The sequence below is a fragment of the uncultured Mailhella sp. genome (assembly GCF_963931295.1).
Taxonomy (GTDB): Bacteria; Desulfobacterota; Desulfovibrionia; order Desulfovibrionales; family Desulfovibrionaceae; genus Mailhella.
Genome location: NZ_OZ007001.1, coordinates 2,094,724 through 2,114,835, shown reverse-complemented (window position 1 = coordinate 2,114,835; position 20,112 = coordinate 2,094,724). Strand labels below are relative to the sequence as shown.

The 20,112-nt window shown below is 62.4% G+C and carries 15 protein-coding genes; 3 read left to right on the top strand and 12 right to left on the bottom strand.

Annotated features, from left to right (window positions below):
- Genes ABGT79_RS08850 through ABGT79_RS08840 form a run of 3 tightly spaced genes read right to left on the bottom strand, consistent with a single transcriptional unit; the run spans position 1 to position 4,050 of the window.
- Positions 1–1,104, bottom strand: coding sequence for an AAA family ATPase (locus ABGT79_RS08850; protein WP_294484827.1), 1,104 nt, complete (start codon positions 1,102–1,104; stop codon positions 1–3).
- 23 nt (positions 1,105–1,127) lie between these two features.
- Positions 1,128–2,750 (bottom strand): DUF5691 domain-containing protein, encoded by a 1,623-nt coding sequence (locus ABGT79_RS08845; RefSeq protein ID WP_346665878.1) that lies wholly within the window; start codon positions 2,748–2,750, stop codon positions 1,128–1,130.
- A 10-nt stretch (positions 2,751–2,760) separates the two neighbouring features.
- Positions 2,761–4,050 (bottom strand): SWIM zinc finger family protein, encoded by a 1,290-nt coding sequence (locus tag ABGT79_RS08840; protein ID WP_346665877.1) that lies wholly within the window; start codon positions 4,048–4,050, stop codon positions 2,761–2,763.
- Between the two features lie 324 nt (positions 4,051–4,374).
- On the opposite strand from ABGT79_RS08840, the gene ABGT79_RS08835 reads away from it, so the two are divergent.
- Both ABGT79_RS08835 and ABGT79_RS08830 read left to right on the top strand, forming a co-directional pair.
- Positions 4,375–4,866, top strand: a complete 492-nt coding sequence (locus tag ABGT79_RS08835) for an NADH-ubiquinone oxidoreductase-F iron-sulfur binding region domain-containing protein (protein WP_346665876.1) — start codon at positions 4,375–4,377, stop codon at positions 4,864–4,866.
- Between the two features lie 2 nt (positions 4,867–4,868).
- The gene (locus ABGT79_RS08830; RefSeq protein WP_346665875.1) at positions 4,869–6,563 is read left to right on the top strand and encodes a [FeFe] hydrogenase, group A; all 1,695 of its coding nucleotides are present in this window, start codon (positions 4,869–4,871) and stop codon (positions 6,561–6,563) included.
- Between the two features lie 154 nt (positions 6,564–6,717).
- On the opposite strand, the gene nifS is transcribed toward ABGT79_RS08830, so the two are convergent.
- The 7 genes from nifS to ABGT79_RS08795 form a co-directional block, all read right to left on the bottom strand.
- A complete protein-coding gene (gene nifS / locus ABGT79_RS08825; RefSeq protein WP_346665874.1) occupies positions 6,718–7,896 on the bottom strand; it encodes a cysteine desulfurase NifS in 1,179 nt (392 codons plus the stop codon).
- Between the two features lies 1 nt (position 7,897).
- Positions 7,898–8,734, bottom strand: coding sequence for a Fe-S cluster assembly protein NifU (gene nifU, locus ABGT79_RS08820; RefSeq protein WP_294484839.1), 837 nt, complete (start codon positions 8,732–8,734; stop codon positions 7,898–7,900).
- 210 nt (positions 8,735–8,944) lie between these two features.
- A complete protein-coding gene (locus ABGT79_RS08815; protein ID WP_346665873.1) occupies positions 8,945–10,507 on the bottom strand; it encodes a Ppx/GppA phosphatase family protein in 1,563 nt (520 codons plus the stop codon).
- On the bottom strand, positions 10,497–11,540 hold the full coding sequence (locus tag ABGT79_RS08810; RefSeq protein WP_346665872.1) for a hypothetical protein: 1,044 nt from the start codon (positions 11,538–11,540) through the stop codon (positions 10,497–10,499). Before ABGT79_RS08810 ends, ABGT79_RS08815 begins: the two co-directional genes overlap by 11 nt.
- A gap of 219 nt (positions 11,541–11,759) precedes the next feature.
- Positions 11,760–13,886: a polyphosphate kinase 1 gene (ppk1, locus tag ABGT79_RS08805; RefSeq protein ID WP_346665871.1), complete on the bottom strand. Its 2,127-nt coding sequence runs from the start codon at positions 13,884–13,886 to the stop codon at positions 11,760–11,762.
- A gap of 2 nt (positions 13,887–13,888) precedes the next feature.
- The gene (locus ABGT79_RS08800) at positions 13,889–15,505 is read right to left on the bottom strand and encodes a Na/Pi cotransporter family protein (protein ID WP_346665870.1); all 1,617 of its coding nucleotides are present in this window, start codon (positions 15,503–15,505) and stop codon (positions 13,889–13,891) included.
- A 96-nt stretch (positions 15,506–15,601) separates the two neighbouring features.
- Complete coding sequence (locus ABGT79_RS08795) at positions 15,602–15,955, bottom strand: TraR/DksA C4-type zinc finger protein (RefSeq protein WP_346665869.1); 354 nt, start codon at positions 15,953–15,955, stop codon at positions 15,602–15,604.
- Between the two features lie 385 nt (positions 15,956–16,340).
- Between ABGT79_RS08795 and ABGT79_RS08790 the strand changes: the two genes are divergently transcribed.
- On the top strand, positions 16,341–17,741 hold the full coding sequence (locus ABGT79_RS08790; RefSeq protein ID WP_346665868.1) for a sodium-dependent transporter: 1,401 nt from the start codon (positions 16,341–16,343) through the stop codon (positions 17,739–17,741).
- Positions 17,742–17,990: 249 nt separating this feature from the next.
- Here the strand turns inward: ABGT79_RS08790 and ABGT79_RS08785 are convergent, their stop codons facing one another.
- Together ABGT79_RS08785 and ABGT79_RS08780 are read right to left on the bottom strand one after the other, a co-directional pair.
- Positions 17,991–18,773, bottom strand: a complete 783-nt coding sequence (locus tag ABGT79_RS08785) for a carbon-nitrogen family hydrolase (protein ID WP_346665867.1) — start codon at positions 18,771–18,773, stop codon at positions 17,991–17,993.
- 50 nt (positions 18,774–18,823) lie between these two features.
- A complete protein-coding gene (locus ABGT79_RS08780; RefSeq protein ID WP_346665866.1) occupies positions 18,824–19,795 on the bottom strand; it encodes a symporter in 972 nt (323 codons plus the stop codon).
- Positions 19,796–20,112: the final 317 nt, after the last annotated feature.

Genomic DNA, 20,112 nt, shown 5'->3' with positions numbered 1-20,112 from the left:
TCATTCCACGTCGCGGCAGGCGCGGTAAAGGTCTTTCCAGTCGCTCCGTTCCTTCATGACGGTTTCAAGATATTCATGCCAGATCACGCGGTCCTGCACCGGATCCTTGACCACCGCGCCCACAAGACTGGCCGCCACGTCGGCCGCGCGCAGGCAGCCGTCGCCGAAATGGGCGGCCAGCGCCATGCCGCTGTTGACCACGGAAATGGCCTCCGCCGTGCTCAGCGTGCCGGAAGGCGTTTTCACCTTGAGCTTGCCGTCTTCGGTTCTGCCGTTGCGAAGCTCGCGAAAAATGCGCACCACGCGGCGCACTTCGGCAAGCGCAGGCGGCTCGGCGGGCAGTTCCAGGCTCCGCCCCATCTCCCGCACGCGCTTTTCCACAATGGCCACTTCCTCGTCTTCCGTGGCCGGAACAGGCAGCACCACCGTGTTGAAGCGACGCTTGAGCGCGGAGGAGAGCTCGTTCACGCCCTTGTCGCGGTTGTTCGCCGTGGCGATCACGTTGAAGCCGCGCACGGCCTGCACTTCCTCGCCGAGCTCGGGCACGGGCAGCGACTTTTCCGAAAGAATGGTGATGAGCGTGTCCTGCACGTCGGCGGGGATGCGGGTCAGTTCCTCCACGCGGGCGATGCGGCCGTCTTCCATGGCGCGCATGAGCGGACTTTCCACCAGTGCCTGCCGCGACGGCCCCTTGGCCAGCAGCTCGGCGTAGTTCCAGCCGTAGCGCATCTGTTCCTCGCTCGTGCCCGCCGTGCCCTGAATGATGCGCGTGGAATCGCCGCTCACGGCCGCGGCCAGATGCTCCGACACCCACGACTTGGCCGTGCCCGGCACGCCGTACAGAAGCAGCGCGCGATCGGTGGCCAGCGTGGCCACGGCGATTTCCATGAGCCGGCGACTGCCGATGTACTTGGGCGTGACCTCAAAGCCGTTGTCGAGCCGGCCGCCCATGAGATAGGTACACACGGCCCAGGGCGACATCTGCCAGTTCTCCGGGCGCGGATGCGAGTCGGCCTTCTTCAGTTCTTCCAGCTCTTCGGCAAACTGCTGTTCGGCGTGCTGACGCAGCACGCGGGCGGAGTCTTTGGAATCTACGGTGCTCATGCAATGCCCTCAATGGTTGACGGTCAGGAAAAATACTCATCCATCGTCCTGCGCTGCAGGGCGATGGCGGAAAAACGATCGAAAATTTCGCGGTTCGGGGAATCCTCCGGCAGCGCGGCCAGAACCTGAAGCGCCTTGTCCAGACGATCCGACGGCAGCGTCATGGCGAGCTCGGCGACAACATAGGACAGGGCGTAGTCCCGGCGAGAGGCCGACGCCAGCCGCGCGCCGAGCGCCTGAACGGCCCTGTCCGCCAGCGCGGAAGACATGCGGTAGTCGAGCTCCTGACGGCTGAGCACGTCCTCCAGAAACGCCGTCAGCGTTTCCCCGGAAAGCAGGGATTCCCACGTCCTTTCGCGCTCCTCCCTGTTCAGCAGACCGGCCAGGTAAAAAACGTCGAGCCTGCCGGACGAAGACGGCCACACGTCGCCCTTCTTCATGAACTTCAGCATGGCGCGCGCCCAGTCTTCGTCGCCGAAGCGAAGCTCCGCGTCGCCCCAGGCCGTCTGCAGGGGCTTCTTCCACTCCGAACGGGCGGAAAGCGCAATCAGCTCTTCCGGCTCTCTTCCGGTGCGCTCCGTCCACCACGACGGCGGCATGACGCAGGCCATCTGATACAGCCATCCGGCGCGCGGCCCGAGCTGCGGAATCGGCGGCTTTTCCGTGATGAGATCCTCCGCCCAGCTCTTGTCGTAGCTCTCGGGCGGCGCAATAAAGTCTGCCTTGTCCGCCATGCCCACGGCGGCCGCCGCCGCGCGGAAAAGACCGGTGAGCGCCGACGGCTTCGGCGCGGACAGCAAGCCTTCCATGCAGACGGAAAGGCGTTCGCCCATGCGCGAGAGATACGCGCTCTTCGGCAGGCGGGAAAGCAGAAGGGCCGCCGTTTTCTTCACCTCGCGGCTGCGGTCCTTTTTGAGCAGGCGCTCCAGCAGCTCTTCGTCCCCGCCGGACAGGCCGTGCGAAAAAAGCCCCAGCAGCGCGGCGCGCTCCGAAGCGTCCATGGAAGCCATGTCCTTTTCAAAGAGCGCCCTCGCCTGCGCGGGATCCTTCGTGCGCGCGGCAAGAAAAAAGGCCTGCCGCTGCATGGGACGGCCGTGTTCCCAGGCGTCCTGATCCGGCTCTCCGTCGGATGAGGCGGCGAACATGCGCCAGTCGGGATTCAGCGAGGCAAGCCACAATCCGCGCTCGCCCGCCGTGCGCGCAAGCAGCGGACGCAGCGCAGGCGCGCCGCGCCCCATGACCAGCGCAGGCACGAGCAGCGAATGAGGCAGCACCATGTTTTTCTTCTCAAGATGCGCAAGCGCCTCCCACTGCAGCCGCAGCGGCCCGTTCCGAAAAATTTCTCCCATCACGTCCGTCACCGGAACGCCTTCCGGCAGAGATGCGCGCGTTTCCTCCGGGCACGGCCGGGGCGTCTCCGGCGCGCTTTCCACGGATGCGGGGCGATGCCCCGCCAGACTGCACACAAAGAGCGCTCCCGCGCCGCAGAGCAGCACGCGGGAAAGAGCTTCCGGCGAGGAGTCCGAGGCGTCGGCAAGTTCCCGGATCAGCGAGCCTGCGGGAAACTCGCTCTCGGGAAACGACGGCAGGCGCCGCGACGCTCCGATGAGGGCCAGGGAGCCGAACAAACGAAGTCTGGGGTCCATGATGCCTCCCCTACGATGCCGTCTGAGGAAAAACACCCGCCGGAACCAGCGCGCCGCCGCTCCACTCGCCGCAGACAAAAAGCGGGCGTCCACCGCATGCGGCCAGCATGTTCCAGGCCGCGGCGTCGTCGAGAACCAGAGGAATCAGCCGATTGCCCTCGCACGCAAGCTGCCAGCCGCTCTCTGAACGCGTCAGTTTCGCGCCGCCGAAAAACAGCGGCAGCGGCCTCTGCCACGGATTGGCCGCCACGCGCGCGGCCATGTCGGAAAGCGCCTCGTCGAGCGTGCGCTGCGGCAGCGCTCCGCCGGGCTCGGGCACAAGATCGCCTGCCGCCACGGCCCGAAGCGGAGACGCTCCGGGATAGAAGGCAAGCGTCATGCGCACATGATCACCCGGCAGAAAGACCGGCTCAAACGAACGGGAGCCGTGAGAAAAATCCAGAACCAGCGCCGTGCGCCCGCTCTGCTTCCCGTAAAGCCACACCCGGCGACGCCACAGCCTGTCCTCTTCGGCCACGCTCACGCCCATGACGCTCCACACGTCGGCAACCGCATCGTTTCCGGCAAGCACGGCCCCCTTGTCGGGAAGAAGGCCCAGCGCGGCGCGCACGTCGGCCTGCTCGGCCGGAGAAAGGCTGTCCATGCGGGAAAACGCCTCCGCCAGCAGCTGAAGCTCGCCCATGCGGCCGAGCATTTCGGCGGGCCAGTCGTCGCCTGCGTCCGTCAGTGCGGAAAGCTCCCTCACCCTCGCGGCCACGCCGGGCATCTGCGCGTCCACCATGCGGGCGGCCAGCCGGTTCCACTCGTCGTAGCGCCCGGAAAGAGACGACAGGCCCTGACGCACCTGATCGTTCATCCAGCGGACAAGCTCGTCGAGTCCCGCGCGCATGCGCTCAAGCCTCGCGGCTTCCTTTTTGGCAGAAGGCGCGGCGCTCTTTTTGGCGCTCGCTCCCGCTTCCTTTTTCGCGGCCCGCTGCTGCCTGCCTTCCAGCCACTCGCTCACCCAGTCGGGACGGCCGCCCTCCGCAAACGCGCCCTTCTGCTGCGCCAGAAGCAGAAGCAGCGCCAGCGCGTGCTTGCAGGGAATCTTGCGGCTCGGGCAGGAACACGAACACGCAGGCCCCGAAAGGTCCACCTTCGTCTGATAGGGTTTTGATCCGCTTCCCTGACAGAGCCCCCATGCGGAAGCCTCGTCAAAGCCGAGCGTCTGCCATTTGCCGGGCGAGGCCAGAGAGCGCGCAGCCTTGACGGATGCGTCGTCCGGAGCCAGGGCAAGTACAGCGTCCACCGTGATGTCCATATGCTCTTCTCCCGAAGGATGCCGCGACAAACGCGCGGCTGACAGTCCACATAATATCCATCTGTAACGACAGGGAATTCCTGCGTCAAGCGGGAACGGCGCACACGAGCGCACGTTTTTTGCGCCGCGAGGAGAAAAATCATCTTGTTCCATTCCGGAACAATGGGCGCAGGCTTTACAAGGCCCGCCTCGCCCGGCTACACCCTGAGGATATCGGACGCCGCACGACGGCAGAAACATTCAGGAACGCCGGCGACACTGCCGGCCGTTTCCGCGCCGAAGCGGCTCCGCCGTCATCATTCTTTCACTTCTTTCGGACGCATCATGGAAAAGTCACCGGAAACTCAGAAGGCTCTGGCCGTTCTTGAAAAATTCACCAGCGATCAGTGCTGCGGCAAATGCATTTCCTGCCGGGAAGGCACAAGGCAGATGCAGCAGATTCTCTCCGATTCTCCTCTTCCCTCCCCCTCCCCGGAAGACCTGGCCCTGCTCACGGAGCTCGGAACGCTCATCGATCACACCGCCCGCTGCGGTCTCGGCAAGAGCATCGCGCGGCAGGTGCTCTCCGTACTGGAGCATCAGGGCGGCGAGGAACGCGTCATCGAAGAGTACCTGCCCGGCCCCTATCAGGAACTGATCTTTTTCGACATCGATCCCAAACGCTGCAAGGGCTGTTCCCGCTGCGCGCGCATCTGCCCCGTACACGCCATCACCGGCGTGGTGAAGCAGCCCTTCGTCATCAACCATGAAATCTGCATCAAGTGCGGCACCTGCATGATGAACTGCAAGTTCGGCGCCATTTCCATCAAGGACTAACCATGGGCAGCATGATCATCGACGGCATCCGCGTCGAATTCACCGATGAAACCAATGTGCTGACGGTCATACGCAACGCGGGCATCGATCTGCCCACGCTCTGCTACGTTTCGGAACTTTCCGTGTACGGCGCCTGCCGTCTCTGCACGGTCAAGGACGACGAAGGCCGCTATTTCGCTTCCTGCACGGTGCGCCCGCGCGACGGCATGAACATTCAGACCAACACGCCGGAACTGAGACAGTATCGCCGCACCCTGCTCGAACTGCTGCTCGCCTCCCACGACCGCGACTGCACCGTGTGCAACAAGAACGGCGACTGCCACCTCCAGAACCTCGCCGAACGCATGGGCGTGCGCAACATACGCTTCAAGAGCGCGCAGGAACATCACGAGGTGGACAACAGTTCCAACTGCATCGTGCGCACGCCGAGCAAGTGCATACTCTGCGGCGACTGCGTGCGCATGTGCGACAACATTCAGTCCGTGGACGCCCTCGACTTCGCCGGCAAGGGCGTGGCCACTCTGGTCACTCCCGCCTACAACCGCCGCCTCGCCGAAACCGACTGCGTAGGCTGCGGTCAGTGCCGCGTGGTCTGCCCCACGGGAGCCATTTCCATCAAGAGCACCGTGGATCAGGTGTGGGCGGCCCTTGCCGATCCGAAAAACAAGGTGGTCGCGCAGGTGGCTCCGGCCGTGCGCACGGCCATCGGCGACAGATTCGGCTTTCCCGCCGGCAAGAACGTCATGAACCGCCTCGTCACGGTGATGCACCGCCTCGGCTTCGAGGAAGTGTACGACACCGCCTTCGGCGCGGATCTCACCGTGACCGAGGAAAGCCGCGAACTCGAAAAACGCCTCGCCTCGGGAGAAAAGCTGCCGCTCTTCACGAGCTGCTGCCCCGCCTGGGTGCGCTTCTGCGAAAAACGGCATCCGGACTTCATTCCCAATCTGTCCACCTGCCGCTCGCCCATGCAGATGTTCGGCGCAGTGCTGCGCGCCTGGGACGACGAAAAGCCCGACGAACAGGGGCGCCGTCTCGTTTCCGTGGCCATCATGCCCTGCACGGCCAAGAAGGACGAAATTCTCCGGCCAGAATCGCGCACCAACGGCCGCCAGGACGTGGACTTCGTGCTCACCACGGAAGAGCTCATCGGCATGATTCAGAGCTACGGGCTCAACCTGAACGGCGCGGACAAGGACGCCGCCGACATGCCCTTCGGCATCACCTCGGGCGCGGGCCTCATTTTCGGCGCGAGCGGCGGCGTCACCGAGGCCGTGCTGCGCAACTTCATTGCGGGGCACAACCGTCAGAAGCTCGACGAGCTCAAGCGCGTGGGCGTGCGCGAAGAGCGGGGCATACGGGAATTTTCCTTCCATCACAACGGCAGGGACATCCGCGCGGCCGTGGTGAGCGGTCTGCGCAACGCCGACACGGTGCTGAACGCCATCCGCAACGGCGAAAAAAGCTACGACTTCGTGGAATTCATGGCCTGCCCCGGCGGCTGCATCATGGGCGGCGGCCAGCCGGTTTCCTCCTCGGGCAGCATGTTCCGGGCCCGTCGCGATTCCCTGTACGAAACGGACATCAACATGCAGATCAAGAAAACCAACGAGAACCCCCTGCTCGACACGCTCTACGCCACGCTGCTCAAGGGCAGGGAGCACGAGCTGCTGCATCGGAACATGGGCGGCCACTGAGTCCGGTGATCTGAACCAGCGACGAACATTGAAGGGCCGGGAAGACTCCCGGCCCTTTTCTTCTTCGCCTCATCGAAAAAAAAGACCCGCTTCCCACGAGAGGAAACGGGTCTTTGTCATTCAAAAGCGAGGCCTGCAAGGCAGACTTCGTTTTCTAGTTCTTCAGAAAGCTCGCAAAGGGCGAAATCTTGCGCAGTTCGCTCACGATGTTGGGCATCACTTCGATCACGCGGTCGATTTCGGCTTCGGTGTTGTAGCGGCTCAGGCTGAAGCGCACGGAGCCGTGGGCGTAGTTGAACGGAACGCCCATGGCGCGCAGCACGTGGGAAGGTTCGAGGCTGCCGGAGGTGCAGGCGGAACCGGAGCTTGCGCAGATGCCGTACTGATCGAGCTGGAGCAGCAGGGCCTCGCCTTCCACGCCTTCAAAGGAGATGTTCAGCGTGTTGGGCAGGCGGTGTTCCTGATCGCCGTTGATCTTGCAGTGCGGAATGGCGGCCAGAAGTCCGGCCTGCAGGCGATCGCGCAGCGCGGCGACCTGGGTGCGTTCCTTTTCCATATTGGCCGCGGCGAGCTCGCAGGCCTTGCCGAGACCGATGATGTAGGGCACGTTTTCCGTGCCTGCGCGACGGCCGCGTTCCTGATGACCGCCCTTGAGGTAGGGACGGAAGCGCGTGCCGCGACGGATGTACAGCGCGCCGATGCCCTTGGGGGCATGCAGCTTGTGGCCGGAAAGCGCCAGATAGTCGATGGGCAGCTTCTTGAGGTCGATGATTTCCTTGCCCACGGCCTGCACGGCGTCCACATGAAGCTGCACGCCGTGAGACTTCACGATTCTGGCCACGTCCGCGATGGGGAAGACGGTGCCGGTTTCGTTGTTGGCGAACATCATGGACACGAGCGCCGTGTCCGGACGGATGGCGCGGTCGAGTTCCTCAAGGTCGAGACGGCCCTTGTCGTCCACACCGAGCCAGGTCACTTCGTAGCCCTTGTCCTCAAGGTAGTGACCGTAGGCCAGCACCGCGGAATGTTCCACCTTGGTGGTGATGACGTGCCGCTTTTCCGGCTGGGTTTCCGTGGCGGAATACCAGGCGGAGTTGTCGGACTCGGAACCGCAGGAAGTGAAGACGATCTCTTCCGGATCCGCATTGAGAATGCCGGCCACCTGCTCGCGGGCCTTCTGGATGTAGTGGCCCATCTGGCCGCCGAAGGTGTGCATGCTGGAAGCGTTGCCGTAAAGCGGGCCGAAGGCGGGCATCATGGCTTCCACCACTTCGGGAGCAACCCGCGTGGTGGCGTTGTTGTCAAGATAAATCACATCAGTACGGTCGGCCATGTTACGCCTCCACAACATTGATGGCGGGATCCACCTGCTCGCGCAGCGTCTTTTCCACCAGGTTCTTCAGCGTCAGCTGGCTGGCAGAGCAACCGGAACAGGCGCCGCGCAGAGCCACCACAACGGTGGTTCCGTCCACATCCACAAGCTCGATGGTGCCGCCGTCAAGGGCGAGGCGCGGAGCAATGTCTTCATTAATAATGGTCATGACCTTCTGCATGCGCTGCACGTTGGTCATGCGGGGCACGGGGCGGATTTCCTCAAGCGGCTTTTCCATGGCGTGCAGCTTGTCGAGAATGGACTGAATGTCGTCCTTGCAGCTGCCGCAGGCGCCGCCGGCCTTGATGAAGTCGGTGACTTCCTCCACCGTGGTGAGGTTGTTTTCCCTGGCCACCTTGATGATCTGCAGATCCGTCACGCCGAAGCACTTGCACACGAGACGGCCTTCTTCCTCCTTCGCCTTGGAGGGAAGTCCCTTCCAGTGACGGACGGCGTCTTCCAGGGCCTCTTCGCCCATGACGGAGCAGTGCATCTTTTCCTTGGGAAGACCGCCGAGATACGCGGCGATTTCCTTGTTCGTGAGCTTGGCGGCCTCGTCCATGTGCTTGCCCTTGATGAGCTCGGTCAGCGCGGAGCTCGAAGCAATGGCGCTCGCGCAGCCGAAGGTCTGGAACTTGACGTCTTCGATGATGCCCTGATCGTTGACCTTGAGCATGAGCTTCAGAGCGTCGCCGCAGGCAAGGCTGCCAGCCTCGCCGATGACATTGGCGTCTTCAAGCACGCCCGCGTTGCGGGGATGCAGGAAGTGGTCACGGACAGTCTCGGTATATTCCCACATGGTTGTACTCCTGATAATGCGAAGTCGGCAACGGTCGTCTTCGCGTTTTCGTCTGGTTTCCCAGCAAGGTTAATCACTTTCCGGGCAATGTCCAGAATCGCCGTCACAAGTTCCGAAAATCTTCCGCGCCCTTCCCGTGCCGGAACGCCGGACGAGAAAGGGCGGAGCCGCCTTTCGACGACTCCGCCCCACAGCGAAAAAATTTTTCCGCTACGATGAGGCTTCCCACACCATGTCCGTTTTGCCGAAGCACTTTTCCAGCGCCTTGAGGCAGCGCTTGATCCGCTCCTGCTCCACGGGACAGGGCGCCGTGGCGCGCATGACGAGCGCAAGCCCCTGAGCGCGCCGGACGAACGATGCGGACACCACGGCCTGCCGGTGACTCTTGTCCATGGCTTCCGCCAGGGACAGAAACAGCGAAAGATATCTCGCGTGCTCCTGCCAGTCTTCGGCAAGTGCGGCGCAGACCTTGTCCTTGCGGGAATAGCCGTAGCGGTGAAACAGCGCCAGCGCGGCCATGAGCGACACTTCCTTCTGCGTAAAGCCGAGCATCTCGCTGTTCTGGATGAGGTAGTGGCTGTGAACGTTGTGCTTAGTAAAGGAAATGAAGATGCCGATATCGTGCAGCAGTCCCGCGTAGTGCAGCAGCTCGCGCATGCGCGCGGGGCCGCGGTACAGACCGAGTTCCCGGGCGGAATCGAAAAGCATGAGGGCAAGCTTTGCCACGTGTCTGGAATGCGTTTCTTCAAAGCGGCACAGCCGCGCCAGACGCAGCACGCTCTCGTCGCGCACGGAAAGCCGCCCCTTTTCGGGAAACAGCCGCTCCAGATAGTCGGCCAGCGCGCCGTCGCGCAGTCCGCGGCCGGACACCCGCACGGAATCGAAGTCCAGCTCCTCCATGATGGTCTGAAGAATGGCCGCGCCCTGAATAAGTATGCCCGTTCGGCGGGGATTCATGCCGGGCAGCGACATGCGCTCTTCCTCGTTGCGTTCGCAAAGCGCCTTCACCACGCGCCTAAGCGAGCTGTAGCTGAGTATTTCCGCGGTGTCGCCCGTTTTTTTCCCGCTGTCCCGGGCCATGGCCACGGCCATTTCCGCAAGGCTCTGAATGGTGCCGGAACTGCCCACCAGCTCGCCCGGAGCCTGCGCCTCCATGCGCTGGAGGGGCAGCACCGCGTGATCGCGCACGTACTTCTGCATTTCCGCGTAGCACTGGGAGCTCACCGGGCCGGAACCGGGGAAAAGCCCGGCCAGACGCACCGCGCCGAGCTTGAGCGACTCCAGTTCCAGAATGTTCGAGCCTTCCGCCACGGAAAGCTCGGTGCTGCCGCCGCCGATGTCGATGAACATGCGCTTTCCGGCAAAGGGTTCCAGCGCCACCGACACCCCGCGGCAGATGAGACGGGCCTCTTCCCTGCCGGAGATCACCGTGAAGTCCACGCCGGTTTCCCGGCGCACCTCGTCCATGAATTCCTGACCGTTGGCGGCGTCGCGCACGGCGGCGGTGGCCAGCGCCACAATCTCGTCCACGCCGTAGGAACGGCACATGCCCGCAAAGCCGCGCAGCGCGGCAATGGTGCGGCGCATGGGTTCGGGCTGAAGCCTGTGTTCCCCGAACGCGCCCTCGCCGAGCCTGACCATCTGCTTCACCTGATTGAGCACGCTGGTCACGCGGTTTTCACCGATGCGGACGATCATCATGCGCAGGGAGTTCGACCCCAGATCCATGATGGCGACGGTGCGCCCTCTGCCCGCAGGATTCTCAACCGGCATCCCTGTCTCCTTCCTTTCCCTGCGCGACCTCCAGACGTCCGCCGTACAGGTCTTCAAAAAGATCTCCCTTCTTCAGCGCGCGGCGGCATTCGCGGCTGCAGGGTTCCGAGCCGAAGCAGACCAGACGCGCCGCGTGACGGCGAAGACTCACCCGCACCTCTTCCACCGCGCCCTTGTGACGGTAATCCAGAGCGTCGGCGATTCTGAGGATGGCGGATGCCGCGCGAAGCGCCTTGCGATCCTCGCGGCAGAGCGCGGCAAAACGCCGATGCCTCATGCTCGGCCAGGCGCGGCGATGGTAGCGGGCCAGCAGAGCGACCAGCGGGCGTTCATTCTCCGTCAGCCCGAAGGAAAGCGACAGAAAAACGTTTTCCTCGATGATTTCCATGCTGCGCTTGTGATGGCGGCGGCGTCCGCCCGCGGCAAAGCCGAGGTCGTGCCACAGCGCGGCCTGCGCCAGCATTCTTGCCCAGCGCATGTCCAGAGCAAAGCGCGGGGCAAGAGGCTCGAACAGCGCCAGCGCAAGCGCCGCCACATGACGGCCGTGATGCACGGCTTCAAGCAGCGCCGCGCCGGAGAGCTCCGTTTCTTCCTCGCCGTCCGCGCCGCTCTGCGGGCGCTCCTTCTTCCACTGAAACATCTGCTCCACGGCGGCCTGTTCCAGATCTTCCGAAAAAAGCGCCCCGCGCAGCATGTCGAGCTCGCCGGGAACGCGTTCCCCGGCGGAAGGCTCAGGACGGCATGCCGTGGAAGGCTGTTCGGAAGTTTCTTCCAAAGCCTTTTCCGCATCCGGCAGCGCAGCCTCTTCCGACGCGCGTTCCGTGCCTTCGGGCAAGGCTGCTGCTTCGACGGCGTCTTCGCACGGCGCAACCTTCGGCGCAGCGTCCGGCACGGCGTTTGCCGCGTCCCCTTCCGAGGCTGAGTCCGAGACGGCGTTCGGCGCAGCGTCCGAGACCACATCCGAGGCAACCTCCGGCGAGCTCTCCCGAGTCTCGGCCTGCGCATCGTCGGCATTCGCGACCGCAGCTTCCATGATCCCGGAATCGCTTCCGGCCCCCGGATCTTTTTCCGCGGACGCCTCCGCAGGCGTCTCTTCGATCGCTCTTCTCTTCTCGTCAACGGAAAGAGTCGTCTCCACAGCCGCCGCTTCGACCGCTCTGCCGCGTCCGGCTCGGCGTCCGCCGCCGGATCTGCGCGTTCCGCCGTTCTTTCCTGCCGATCTGACCATAGTTCCTCCCTGAAGAATGCTTCTTCAGCGCTTGAGAAGAATTTCCTGCGAATTGACGGGCTCGCTTCCTTCCGCAGGGGAAAGGCGCACGTATTCGCCGTTGCCGCGCAGCTCCCAGGCCTGCATGTTGTCGGCAAGCTGGAGCCTGAGCACCTCAAGCAGCGTGCGGCGTATGTTTTCGTCGAGCACGGGCGTGAGCACTTCGATGCGTCTGTCCAGATTGCGGGACATCATGTCCGCGCTGCCCATGAACATGCACGAGCTGCCGCCGTTGCGGAACCAGTACACGCGGGCGTGTTCCAGAAAGCGCCCCACGATGGAGTGCACCGTGATGTTCTCGCTCACGCCGGGCAGTCCGGGCAGCAGGCAGCAGATGCCGCGCACGATGAGCCGCACCTTCACGCCCGCCATGGACGCCATGTACAGCGCGCGGATGATCTTTCTGTCCACGAGCTGATTGCACTTCATGATGATCTCGCCTTCGCCTCCGCGGGCGCACACGGCGATTTCGTTCTGAATCTGCTCGATGAGACGGCGGCGCATGGAATTGGGCGAAACGAGAAGTTCGCGATAGTTGTCCTTTTCCGCATAGCCGGTCATGACGTTGAAAAGATCGGCCATGTCGGCGCAGATGTCGGGCTGGCAGGTCAGAATGCCCATGTCGGTGTAGAGTCTCGCCGTGGAGGCGTTGTAGTTGCCCGTGCCTATGTGGGCGTAGCTCACCACGCCTTCCGCCTCGCGGCGCACCACAAGGCAGAGCTTGGCGTGAATCTTCATGCCCACGAAGCCGTACACCACGTTCACGCCTTCGCGCTCCAGCTCCTCGGCCCAGGTGATGTTCCGCTCTTCGTCGAAGCGGGCCTTGAGTTCCACCACGGCCGTCACCTGCTTGCCGCGACGGCGCGCCTCGATGAGCGACCGCACGATGGGCGAATCGTTGCCCACGCGGTAGAGCGTCTGCTTGATGGAAATGACGTCCGGATCTTCGGCGGCCGTCTGCACGAAGTCCAGCACCGGCGAGAAGCTGTCGTAGGGATGGTGCAGAAACACGTCCTGCTTGCGGATGATGCGGAACAGGCTGTCCGTCTGCAGCACCGGGGGAATCGCGGGACTGTGCCCCGGAATCTTGAGGCCGGGCCTGTCCAGACCGTAAAGGGACATGAACTGCGCAAAGGCCAGCGGGCCCTTCACGCGGTATACCTGAAAGGGCTTGAGTCCCAGGCGCTTGATGAGAAATTCCGAAAGATCGGACGACATTCCGCGCGCGGTCTCAAGGCGCACCACGCCGCCGAAGCGCCGCTGCTCCACCATGTCCTGCACGGCTTCGAGCAGATCTTCGCTCTCGTCCTCGTCGATGTCCACGTCGGTGTTGCGGGTGATGCGGAAGAGGCCGTAGTCCACCACGGTATAGCCCGGGAACAGCAGCCCGAGATGCTCGCCGATGAGTTCCTCAAGCAGCAGAATGTCGGCGTCGCGCACGTTGGCCTTCAGGCCGAGGGAGGCGTAGGTTTTGGCCTCCTTGTTGCGCGGAATGAAGATGAAGCGCGACACGTTGCTCGGACAGCGCAGCCTGGCGAAGCGGGCAATGCCGTCCCTGCCCTGGAGCCGGATGATGAAATTCAGGCTGAGATTGGAAATGGTGGGAAAGGGATGCCCCGGATCAATGGCCTGCGGCGTGAGCACGGGATAAATTTCGTCGCGGAAGTAGGCCAGCAGAAAACGCCGCTGCTTTTCCGTGAGTTCGTCGTAGTGGACGAGATGAACGTCCCGTTCGCGGAGCAGGGGCACGAGCTTCTTCTGCCAGTGCTCGCTTGCCAGAGACAGCAGTGACGAAGCCTTGCGGCGAATCTCGGCAAGCTGACGCGAGGGGGTCATGCGGTCGGCCTCGCAGCTTGCCGCGCCCTCGCGGTACTGACGCAGCACCTTGGCCACGCGCACCATGAAGAACTCGTCGAGATTGTTGTAGAATATGGACAGGAACTTGGTCTGCTCCAGAAGAGGCAGGCGCTCGTCGAGCGCCGTCTGAAGCACGCGGGCGTTGAAGTCCAGCCAGCTCAGTTCTCTGTTGAGGTAGTAGTCCTGCGCCGTGAGGTCTATTTTCTTCTGACCCGCTTCCTGCGGCTCCGTCATATGCTCTTTGTTTTCGGCCACGGTTACGCCTCCGCACTCTGCCGACCCGCCATGTGATCGGCGATCTTTCTTGAACGATACGCTATTTGCTCGATGGCTCCAAGCACGTCAATGAAGACCAGACCGGATTCGGGAGAGCAGTGTCCGGCGCTCAGGCGGGAAGCGTGGCTTGCCCGCAGCGAGGATTCCAGCTCGCGGATATGATCGGCCAGGGCGTCCAGCGTTTCCTTCTCTCTGGCGGTGAACGGTTCGGAGCCGAACACGTCCAGCGCCAGCCGCACGGCCCGACGCGTTTCAAAAAAGAGCGAACGTACTTCGTTCATGGCCGCAGAAGAAAAGTCGTCGCCCCTCTTTCTGCGGTATTCGTAAAAGTCGATGAGTCTCTTGCCCTTGTCGCCTATGCGTTCGAGATCGCCCGCGCTCACCACGCAGGCTTCCAGCATGTCGGCGTCCTTTCCGTCAAGACCGGTCTGCATGATGTCCGAAGCATAGCTGCGGATCGCCGTTTCCAGCCGGTCGATTTTTTCTTCCAGACGCAGCACTTCTTCCTTCTCGTCGTCCTTCTCCTCGAAGAACACCTTTTCCGTGCGATCCAGAAGTTCGAGCACGATTTCGCCCATGTGACGGCATTCATGCTTCACGGCGCTCACGGCCACCACGGGCGTGCGCTGGATGAGATGAGGATCGAGATAGGCGGCGTCGCGGCGGTCGATGCGGTCCGCGTCGGGAATGATCTTGCGGATGAGCGCCGCAAAGGGCTTGACAAAGGGCAGGAAAAGAATGGTGTTGCAGATGTTGAACATGGTGTGGGCGTTGGCTATCTGATGCCCGATGGACGAGGACGACGCTTCGATGAAGCCGATCCACAGAGGCATGAGCGGCATCCAGATGCACACGCCGATGACGTTGAACAGCACGTGGGCCGCGCAGGCCTGACGCGCGGCGCGTCCCGTGCCGAGCGCCGCGAGCACCGCCGTGACCGTGGTGCCGATGTTGTCGCCGAAAATGATGGGAATGGCCGCTTCCAGGGGAATGAGTCCCTGCGTGCCGAGGGCGATGGTCAGGCCCACCGTGGCGGAACTCGACTGCACAAGCAGCGTGAGCAGCGTGCCTGCGGCAAGGCCGAGCAGCGGATTGTTGCTGAAGGCGAGGAAAAGATCCTGCCTGTCGCGCAGAAAGGCCATGGAACTTTCCATGGTCTGCATGCCTATGAAGAGCAGTCCGAAGCCGAGCAGGCCTTCGCCCAGATGCTTGAGCTTCCTTGACGGGCAGACGAAGATGAGCAGCACGCCCACGATGACGAACAGATACGCCAGATCCTTGACCCGGAAGGCCAGAATCTGTCCCGTGACCGTGGTGCCGATGTTGGCGCCCATGATGACGCCGATGGCCTGGGTAAGATTCATGAGACCGGCGTCCACGAAGCTCACCGTCATGACGGTGGTCGCGCTGCTGCTCTGAATGACCATGGTGACAGCCGTACCCAAAAAAACGCCCAGAACGGGCGTTTTCGTAAACATGCCTATGATGTTGCGCAGTCTCTCGCCGGCCACCATCTGCAGGGATTCGCTGATGAGCTTGATGGCGTAGAGAAAAATTCCCACGCCGCCTAAAAGCTGCATGGCTGTAAAAAACGACATACTCTCACTCCGTTATCAACTGTCCTGTGATTTCGGAGCAGCATGCCAAACTCATGTGACGTGAGTATTACAGTCTTATGACATCCCGGGACACAATCAGTCCTCAAGCTCGGCGAGCGCGGCGGGATCGCCTTCGCGTACGGCCTGGCAGCGGCGGCAGCACACGCATTCCGGCGCGGCCAGTATGCGGGAGAGCGGAATGGGTTCCCCGCAGTCTTCGCAGAAGCGTTCTTCCCCCGCGCCGCCGAGCGCCAGTCTGCGCAGGGCGCTCAGTCGTCTGGCGCTTCTGTCGGCAAGGGTGCCCGCAAAGCGCACGGACTCCATGTGCAGGGCGTCGTCGAGCTTGTCCGGCATGGATTCGCCCTGAAACAGGCCCCGCAGATACCGCAGACGTTCCTGTTCCTCCTCAAGTTCGGCGTTCAGACGTTCAAGAGTTCCCGCTTCCATCATAAAGACCTCCGGATGACAGATTCGGAACCGGTTCGCCGCACAGACCGCGCGACCGGCATCGCGGCTCCGCCCGGTTTCGATCAAACCCTAGCAGACCGCCGCGGGAAAAACGATGATACACCGGCAAAGCGGACAACATTATCACGCATGCCGCGCGCCGGAAAACATCAGGAATCACTCTACCACGCATCCCGGGAAAAAACGTCACGCCGCGATGACGTTTTCATGAAGATATGATGGCGGCGCAAACACGCGAAAAGCGCATGCAAAACCGCCGCGCCGTCTCTCTCCGGCGAGCCTGCCGAACCAAAACACATTTCCGGCTTGTCATTTTCTCATCCTTCTTATATCCTGTTGCGAACACTTTTTCCTTCAGGAGTCACACATGTCCCAGCAGGCCTCATCCGATCCTGGCAAAGGCAGTGCCCGCGGCCTCTTTTCCGGCAACATAGGTTTCATTCTCGCCGTGGCCGGCTCTGCCGTGGGCCTCGGCAACATCTGGCGCTTTCCTTATCTCGCCGCCAAGTACGGGGGAGGCATCTTCCTGCTGGTCTATCTCATTCTCATGCTCACCTTCGGCTACTCGCTCATCGTGGCCGAAACCAGCCTCGGCAGAAAGACAAGACTCAGCCCCGTGGGAGCCTATCGCGCCTTCGGCCAGATGCAGCGCAATCCCTTCCTGGTGTTCGGCGGCTGGGTCAACGCCGTCGTGCCCATGCTCATTCTGCCCTACTACTGCCTCATCGGCGGCTGGATCGTAAAATATCTGTTCGAGTACGTCGTGGGCGACGTCAGCCTCGTGGCCGGAGACGGCTACTTCGGCAGCTTCATCTCCTCGCCGCTTGAACCCATTCTCTGGAATCTCATCTTCCTCGGCTGCACTCTCGGCATCATTCTCAAGGGCGTGGAAGGCGGCGTGGAACGCGCCTCGCGCGTCATGATGCCCCTGCTGCTCGTGCTCGCCGTCATTGTGGCCGTCTATTCCATGACCCGTCCCGGCGCGGGCGCGGGCATCTACTACTACCTTGTGCCCGACTTCTCCAAGTTCTCCATCATGACCGTGGTGGCCGCCTGCGGACAGCTCTTCTTCTCCCTGTCCATAGGCATGGGCATCCTCATCACCTACGGCTCCTACATGAAGAAGGAAGTCAACGTCGAAGAGGCCACCTACAGCATCGGTCTCATGGACACCCTCGTCGCCACGCTCGCCGGCTTCATGATCATTCCCGCCGTGTTCGCCTTCTCCGGCGGCACCGCCGAAGCGCTGAACGCCGGCCCCTCGCTCATGTTCATCACCATTCCCAAAATCTTCGAGAGCATGGGCTTCGGCGGCGTCATCGGCGCCGTGTTCTTCCTCATGGTGTTCTTCGCCGCCCTCACCTCCAGCATTTCCATCATGGAAACCTGCGTGTCCACGCTCACCGACGAACTTCACTGGTCGCGCAGAAAGAGCGCCCTGTTCATGACCTTTGAAGCCATCGCCCTCGGCGTGCCCTGCTCCCTCGGCTTCGGCGTGTGGGACTTCATCTCCATTGCCGGACTCAGCATCCTCGACATGATGGACTTCCTCGCCAGCCTCATTCTCTGCCCGCTGGCCGCCATGCTTACCTGCCTGCTCATCGGCCGCATCGTGGGCATCGAAAACCTCATTTCCGAAGTGAAGCTCTCCTCCGCCTTCCACGGCGAAAAGATCTTCCGCATCTGCATTTCCTGGCTCGCCCCCCTGCTGCTGCTCGTGGTGCTCGTCTCCTCCGTGGCTGCAGCCCTCGGCATCATCAAAATCTGATCTCGGCGTCGCGCCGGGCGTTGCCGCTCCGCAGCGCAACGCGCGCATCTCTGACCTGAACAAAAAGCGCCTTCCCGAAGGAAGGCGCTTTTTGTTTTCCCCTTGTCGTTTTCCGGCAATCTGCAAACGTTGCCGTCGCTGCAAAGCAGCGGATAACCCGCCGGAAACGAAACATGCCCGAGGCGCGGGCCATCTCAGTACCTGCGAACCTCTCCGACGTCTGGCTGCCGAAATGTTCTCACCCTGCGCTCAGTAGAGCTCGGGCTCTCTGTCGAGAAACACGGGAATGCTCTCCCGCACGCGGCGGACGCGTTCCGCATCCAGTTCCGCCGCAATGACCTCTTCGCCGTCTCCTGCGCAGGCCAGCACCTCGCCGTCCGGCGCAACGATCATGGAATTCCCCGCAAAGCGTTCCCCGTCCTCGCCGCCGCAGCGGTTGCAGGCCACCACGTACATCTGATTTTCAATGGCGCGGGCGCGCAGCAGCGTTTCCCAGTGATCGCGCCTGACCATGGGCCACTCGGCGCTGACGAACAGCGCCTCCGCACCGGCCACGGCCAGCTTGCGGATGAGCTCGCAGAAGCGGATGTCGTAGCATATGGCCAGCGCGCAGCGCATGCCCGAAAACGAAAACAAGCGCGTCTCCCGGCCCCTGGCCAGAAACCTGTGCTCGTCCATCAGGCGGAACAGATGAATTTTGTCGTAGCCGGTCACGTACCGGCCTTCCGCGTCAATGACCTGCGCGCGGTTGAACACCTTGCCGTCCTGCGCCGAAAGCACGGAACCACCGATGAATGCCGCATGATGCCGCCGCGCAAGCTCTCCGAGAAAATCGGCGTCCTCCCGGCCCAAAGGCGAGGCGAGTTCCCCGGCCCGCTCCAGCGCGTAGCCCGTGGACCACAGTTCCGGCAGCACCAGCGCATCCGGCGGAACCGCCAGAGCCGCGGCCTCTGCCGCAAGACGCTGCGCCTTTTCCAGGTTGGCCTGCCGGTCGCCCTTGATCACGTCCATCTGCAACACGCCTATCTTCACGCCGCACCTCCATGCCTTTTCTGTTCGCGCGCTCCGGCGTCGCCGCCGTATTACTTCACGCCTCCGTCCGCGCCGTGATGCTTCTGCTCGTGGTACGCGTGCAGCCGCTCCTGCACCCGCCCGTCCATCCGGCCCTTGAGCCAGAGCTGCGTGGCGTTGAACACGTTCTGCGTGACGGAATAGGCCGCAAGTCCGACCACCACCATGGGATCGAAATACTGGAAGGCCAGCCACATGGCCAGCATGAGATTCTTCTGCGCCAGCGCCTGACCGGCCGAAATGCGCCGATGATACAGGGAGCCGAGCAGCTTGCCCACCAGAAACTGCAGCATGCACACCACCACGCCGCACGCGGCCACCACGATTTCCGCGCCGACGTCCTTGCGTCCGGGCGACAGCAGCATGTCGAAGGTGCTGCCCATGAGAATGAGAATCATGGCCACCCAGAGATAATAGGAGACGAAATTTTTGCGAACTATGCTCTCACACACGCGCGGCGCAAAGGACTGAAGCGCAAGCGCGCAGAAAAACGGCACGAAGAGAATGGGGCCGACCTTGAAGAACACCGACAGCATGGAAGCGAAGAACGGCATGTCCACGTGCCCGGGAGCCATCATGGGCACGAGCAGCGGCGCGGCCACGATGGAGGAAAACGTGCCGAGAAACACATAGGTCGCCAGAAAGCCGACGCTGCCCCCGAGCATGCCGGTAATGGTGGCGGCGGCCGTAGCCGTGGGCACGAGCATGATAAGCCCCACCGTCTGCGCTGCAAGATCGTTCCATCCGAGAAGAATCCAGTACAGGACCAGACTTCCCGCCATCTGCAGCGCGAGCAGCATGACGTGCAGACGATGAATGCGCACCGTTCGCAGCGACATGCCGCAGAAGGTGAACAGCAGCATGGCTATGAGCAGATACGGAGAGAGAAAGGACAAATGGGAAAAGACGGAGTGCCCCAGCGCTCCGGCGATGATGGCCACCACCAGAGCCCACTGCTTGAGAAAAACAAGAATACGTTTCATGGTCCTGTCCGAAAGGCGCTCGCCCGCCGACGCGGGCGTTTCCAAATACTTTTCAAACCATAGCCGCAAAAGCTCCGCTCCTGCAACCATGCGAAAAAAAGTGAAAACCTCCTCAGCAAGCCACTGACGCAGGCTCCGCGCCCACGCCGACCTCTGCAAAATTCTCTTCAAAAATCACAAAAAACGGCACCGCTGTCTTATTCTCCGCATCTCTTTTTTTGTTCCGCACAAATCAACATCTTTACTATGCTCCACAACCGCACATCATGGAGCATTATCATTCACGGATATTTTCAATAATATGCACGCATAAAAAA

Excerpts from the sequence above, each read along its gene's own strand:
- ABGT79_RS08840 (WP_346665877.1), bottom strand. The coding sequence starts at position 4,050 with ATGGACATCACGGTGGACGCTGTACTTGCCCTGGCTCCGGACGACGCA.
- ABGT79_RS08845 (WP_346665878.1), bottom strand. The coding sequence starts at position 2,750 with ATGGACCCCAGACTTCGTTTGTTCGGCTCCCTGGCCCTCATCGGAGCG.
- ABGT79_RS08850 (WP_294484827.1), bottom strand. The coding sequence starts at position 1,104 with ATGAGCACCGTAGATTCCAAAGACTCCGCCCGCGTGCTGCGTCAGCAC.
- ABGT79_RS08835 (WP_346665876.1), top strand. The coding sequence starts at position 4,375 with ATGGAAAAGTCACCGGAAACTCAGAAGGCTCTGGCCGTTCTTGAAAAA.
- nifS (WP_346665874.1), bottom strand. The coding sequence starts at position 7,896 with ATGGCCGACCGTACTGATGTGATTTATCTTGACAACAACGCCACCACG.
- ABGT79_RS08795 (WP_346665869.1), bottom strand. The coding sequence starts at position 15,955 with ATGATGGAAGCGGGAACTCTTGAACGTCTGAACGCCGAACTTGAGGAG.
- ABGT79_RS08815 (WP_346665873.1), bottom strand. The coding sequence starts at position 10,507 with ATGCCGGTTGAGAATCCTGCGGGCAGAGGGCGCACCGTCGCCATCATG.
- ABGT79_RS08800 (WP_346665870.1), bottom strand. The coding sequence starts at position 15,505 with ATGTCGTTTTTTACAGCCATGCAGCTTTTAGGCGGCGTGGGAATTTTT.
- ABGT79_RS08790 (WP_346665868.1), top strand. The coding sequence starts at position 16,341 with ATGTCCCAGCAGGCCTCATCCGATCCTGGCAAAGGCAGTGCCCGCGGC.
- nifU (WP_294484839.1), bottom strand. The coding sequence starts at position 8,734 with ATGTGGGAATATACCGAGACTGTCCGTGACCACTTCCTGCATCCCCGC.
- ABGT79_RS08830 (WP_346665875.1), top strand. The coding sequence starts at position 4,869 with ATGGGCAGCATGATCATCGACGGCATCCGCGTCGAATTCACCGATGAA.
- ABGT79_RS08810 (WP_346665872.1), bottom strand. The coding sequence starts at position 11,540 with ATGGAAGCTGCGGTCGCGAATGCCGACGATGCGCAGGCCGAGACTCGG.
- ABGT79_RS08780 (WP_346665866.1), bottom strand. The coding sequence starts at position 19,795 with ATGAAACGTATTCTTGTTTTTCTCAAGCAGTGGGCTCTGGTGGTGGCC.